General features: G+C 49.5%; 3 protein-coding genes. 1 reads left to right on the forward strand and 2 read right to left on the reverse strand.

Features of this window, described 5'->3' with window-relative positions:
• Positions 1 to 98 precede the first annotated feature (98 nt).
• A complete protein-coding gene (locus Q7V48_03865) occupies positions 99 to 965 on the forward strand; it encodes a carbohydrate ABC transporter permease (GenBank protein MDO9209872.1) in 867 nt (288 codons plus the stop codon).
• A 215-nt stretch (positions 966 to 1,180) separates the two neighbouring features.
• Here the strand turns inward: Q7V48_03865 and Q7V48_03870 are convergent, their stop codons facing one another.
• Together Q7V48_03870 and Q7V48_03875 are read right to left on the reverse strand one after the other, a co-directional pair.
• Positions 1,181 to 2,755: an AMP-binding protein gene (locus tag Q7V48_03870; GenBank protein ID MDO9209873.1), complete on the reverse strand. Its 1,575-nt coding sequence runs from the start codon at positions 2,753 to 2,755 to the stop codon at positions 1,181 to 1,183.
• Positions 2,756 to 2,804: 49 nt separating this feature from the next.
• A complete protein-coding gene (locus Q7V48_03875; protein MDO9209874.1) occupies positions 2,805 to 4,016 on the reverse strand; it encodes an ABC transporter substrate-binding protein in 1,212 nt (403 codons plus the stop codon).
• Positions 4,017 to 4,214 lie beyond the last annotated feature (198 nt).

Genomic DNA, 4,214 nt, shown 5'->3' on the forward strand with positions numbered 1-4,214 from the left:
ATTTTTAATGATTGCCCGACCTGCTTTAGCCAAAAAGTAATGGCCGGAGGGAAAGCAAGTAGCTTACCATGAAAGAGAATTACTCTGCTTCGGAGAATATGAAGAATAAAGAGTCCGGAAACGTCGGGTTCTTGTCCGCCGGGACGAGTCGGGAAGCCTGGAAGGCAGGGAAAAATATTCTGATCTTTATCCTCGCCTTCGTCTATCTTACCCCGGTGATTGTCTTATTCTTGACCTCTTTTAAAACCCAGGTGCAAATTATGGAGAAGGGGTTCGGCTGGATTTTCATGCCCACCTTGATGAATTATACCAACGTGCTCCTGGAGCAAGGGTTTCTTCGTTATATGACGAATAGTTTAATTGTCGGATTGGTATCTACTTTCTTTACCTTGATCATTGGGGGGTTTGCATCTTATGCCTTAGTTCGCTTCAACTTCTTTGGGAAAGGAACCATTTCCTTCGGTACTTTGCTTCTGCGGATGATTCCTCCAGCGGTTCTGGTGGTCCCGATTTACGTTCTCTGGACTTATTTTGGCCTGGCGGATACCCGGCTGGGATTGATTATTATTTACGTCGGCCTCAACCTCCCCTTCACCATCTGGGTACTCATCAGCTTTATCTCCGATGTGCCGGTGGAATTGGAAGAAGCTGCGGTGGTAGATGGTTGCGGCCCCTGGAAAATCTTCTTCCAAATTATCCTGCCCTTGATTAAACCCGGATTGGCCGCTGCCGCCATTTTTACCTTCCGAATCGCCTGGAATGAGTTCATCCTCGCTCTGGTCTTGACCAACCGCATGACTCGCACCCTGCCTGTAGCCACAACCATTTACCTTACAGACAGCGGGGTGGAGTGGGGAAATATCACCGCCATGGGAACCCTCGTTGCCCTCCCAGCGATTATTTTTACCTTTATTGCGGCGAAACAATTAATCGCGGGCTTGACCGCTGGCGCGGTTAAGGGATAGCAGGCTCCATACACCAACAGAATGACATTTTCATACAGGGGAAATCCCCATTATTAAAGGGCTGGCCAACCTGGAAAAAATTAACCAAGAAGAGATTCCTGTTCTTCGGGTTCCCGGCAAAAATGGGAGGTCTGGAGTCTTTCCCCATCCGCGCTGTGGCTATTGAGGAAAATGACTAAAGAAGACATAGGAAAGCGAAAAAGTAGAAATCTCGGTTAACTTCTTTTTAAAATCCGGCGCAAGATCTTCCCTGAAGGATTTTTGGGGACTTCGGCGATAAGGGCCACTTCGCGGATTTGCTTGTAAGGAGGGACCCGGTCGGCTACGAATTCCATGAGTTCATCAGGATCAACAGTCCATCCTACCCGCAAAACAATGAAGGCCTTGGGGATCTCCCCTGATGGGTCATCGGGGATGCCTACGACCGCGCAATCTTGCACGGCCGGATGTTCCATCAGGATGGCTTCCAACTCCGCTGGTGCAACCTGGTAATCTTGATATTTAATCATCTCTCTCTTCCGGTCCAGGATATAGACATATCCTTCCTCGTCCATTTTAGCGATATCTCCAGTGTAAAGCCAGCCCTCGCGGAGGGCTAATTGGGTGTCCTCGGGGTGCTTCCAGTATCCTTGGAAGACGTTGGGGCCCCGGACCGCTAACTCTCCAGGTTCACCCACTGGCATTTCCTGCTTCCCCGTTTGCCAATCCATAATCCGATCTTGGCAATCGCTGACGGCAATGCCCACGGAGTTCTCTTTGATCCGCCCAGGCAGGTTGGCATGAGTGGTGGGGGAAGCCTCGCTAAGCCCGTAATGTCGGCCCACGGGCACCCCGAAATTCTCCTGGATTGCCCGGGAAACGACTGGAGGGAGAGGAGCAGCGCCCACCCAAATAAACCGTAAAGAAGAGACATCATAGTTGGCGGCATTGGGAAGGTTGAGAAAAGCCAGGAGCGCTGGTGGGACACTGAAAAGCACGGAGGCGCGGTATTTCTCGATAAGGCGCAGACATTCCTCCGCCTCAAACCGGGCCATGATCACCTGGGTTACCCCTAAATAGATGGCGCCACAGAGAAAGTAGGTCAGGCCATAAATATGATTGAAAGGGAGGAAGCTGATGAAAATATCCTCCTCACGTGCTTCCACTGCATGCATGGACTGGAGGGCGTTGGCCACAAGGTTGAAGTGGGTAATCATCACCCCTTTGTTCAAGCCGGCCGTACCTGAAGAATAAGGAAGGGCGGCCAGATCTTCTTGAGGATGAATTCGCAAGGAGGGGAGAGCAAGAAAAGTAGAAGATTCTTTTAAAAGGTCCGCAAGAGCGAAGACCTTTTCTTTCTTGGGCTTCGGCCCTCGGATGACAATGATTTTCTCCAGGGTGGGAAGTTCAGGAAGAATCCTTTCAATAATGGGGAAAAGGGTATGCTGGACCATCAGAATTTTGCTCTCGGCGTCGTTGATCTGATGCTTGACTTTCCGCTCGCGAAAAGTAGGGTTCATGGGGGAGACGACTGCACCCACTTTCATGGTGGCGTAGAACCCCACGAGATATTCCCACCCATTTTCCATAAAAATAGAGATCCGGTCACCCTTTTCTACCCCCCAGGAAAAGAAGGCGCCGGCAAGCGTATCGCTCTCTTTGTCGAGATCGGCAAAGGTAAGCTCTCGGCCTCCCCGGGGGTCGATGGCTGCCAGTTTCTCCGGCAGGCGCTGGGCGGTCTTCTTTAAAATTTCATAGACCGGGATAATAGGATAGCGGAGCGGAGGGCGTTTTAGTTTATGAGTTGCCATTATTTCTGCAAGTAGGATTAAGAATTTAGGCCCAAACCTTTTAGTTGAGTCATGGCTGAAACGAGTCTGGCCCGAAAGCTTTGAGGTCCCCGAGGATAGCAAAGGGATAATCGGAGATGAACTTGCTTGCCCCGCACCAAATGGGCCATAACGCCCGATGGTCAGTTGGGCGAATAGCCAATGGCCCTATGGGAGTGCGGAAACTCAATCCGGGCAAGATTCTTAATACTCTTTCCGGGTTTAAAGATCCTCCCTTTTTCATCGCTTCCACAAGGGCGTAGATGCTTACATACCCGCTTAAAGCTTCCAGACCCGGATAAGAATGATTTTTTTCTCTGTAGTGGGACACAAATTCTTTGGTTTCTTGCCAACCCAAAGCCCAGAAAGGAAAGGCACTTATCCCCCAAATTCCTTCCGGAGCATTTTTCTGCACGGCAACCAGAGATTCGAGGGTTCCACTTTCCAGTTCGAAGTGGGTTATTTTTTTAAAATAGTCCTGTTTCTGGGCCATTTTAACAAAGCGGGGCCATTCCTTTGCGCCGAGATGACTTACGCAAACCTCTGTCTTGGCCGCAAGGACGGTTCGTAAATAGGGGCCGTAATCGCCCATTTTTTTCGCCAGAAAAATCTCTCCCGCGGGCTCAGCGTCCGGTTTTAACCTCCGCAACTCTTCCCAAAAATATTTCACCCAATTCCGCCCAATTTTAGATTCCTGAGCCAGGAGAAAGAATTTTTTTTGAGGGAATTGGGCGGCCGTTCGAACAGCAGCTCTCTGAAAGGCTTCCGGGGCAGGGCTGATCCAAAACAGGCTAGCCGGTTCTGCTCCGGTCGAGATCGTTTCCATAAAATCAATAGGGAAAACCAAAAAGGGAAGTCTTTCCTCCTGAGCCAACTTCGCCACCGGAAGAATAGCCTCTTTGGCCATGGCCCCCAGAAGAAAATGCAGTTGCTCTTCTAAAATAATCTTGTGTAACTCCTTGAGTTCCTTCTCCCCGGTGTGAAGGCCTTGCCTCAGGACAAGTAAGAATTGAATCCCCTGTTTTCCTTCCCGGGCATTCAACTCAGCCACGGCCATCTCTGCTCCCCGGAGGTAAGGCTGGCTTGCGCTCGTGTTGAATTCTTGAGGGGGCATCAAGAGACCGATTTTAACCGGTTCTACCCCCCAGGCCTTCGCAGCAAGAGAAAAAAGGAGGAAAAAACAAAAAGGGATAACGCCGTATCGAATTTTTACTCTCCGTCCGGGCCAGGGTAAAGCTTCCATTTTCGTTCCTAAAAAATAAATTTAATAGGACGCAGATTTACGCAGATAACCGCAGATAATTATTTTCTTTTTAGTTTATCCTGATAATCCGTGTACATCCGTGTCCAAAAAGGAATTTCCTATACAATCAAGTTCGTTGGCAATCCGCGCCATAAATCTTAAAGATATGGAAAATCCTCCCTCGGAAGTTAATAAGGT

It is taken from the genome of Deltaproteobacteria bacterium (assembly GCA_030654105.1).
GTDB lineage: Bacteria > Desulfobacterota > SM23-61 > SM23-61 > SM23-61 > JAHJQK01.

Bases quoted from the DNA above. Each gene is read 5' to 3' on its own strand.
- Q7V48_03875 (MDO9209874.1), bottom strand. From the start codon at position 4,016: ATGGAAGCTTTACCCTGGCCCGGACGGAGAGTAAAAATTCGATACGGC.
- Q7V48_03870 (MDO9209873.1), bottom strand. From the start codon at position 2,755: ATGGCAACTCATAAACTAAAACGCCCTCCGCTCCGCTATCCTATTATC.
- Q7V48_03865 (MDO9209872.1), top strand. From the start codon at position 99: ATGAAGAATAAAGAGTCCGGAAACGTCGGGTTCTTGTCCGCCGGGACG.